At 53.4% G+C, this 249-nt stretch carries 1 rRNA gene; it reads left to right on the forward strand.

From position 1 onward, the window contains the following. A 23S ribosomal RNA gene (locus tag NQ034_RS16145) occupies window positions 1–249 on the forward strand; the annotation flags it as partial.

Here is a 249-nt window from a genome sequence, read left to right on the forward strand (position 1 = left end):
AAACCGACACAGGTAGTCAGGTAGAGAATACTAAGGTGATCGAGAGAATCGTGGTTAAGGAACTCGGCAAAATGCCCCCGTAACTTCGGGAGAAGGGGGGCCACCCATGTGAAGGACCTTTACGGTCTGATGTGTGTGTGGTGGCCGCAGAGACCAGGGAGAAGCGACTGTTTACTAAAAACACAGGTCCGTGCGAAGCTGTAAGGCGATGTATACGGACTGACGCCTGCCCGGTGCTGGAAGGTTAAG

This window comes from Brevibacterium moorei (genome assembly GCF_024580735.1).
In the GTDB taxonomy this organism is placed as follows: domain Bacteria; phylum Actinomycetota; class Actinomycetes; order Actinomycetales; family Brevibacteriaceae; genus Brevibacterium; species Brevibacterium moorei.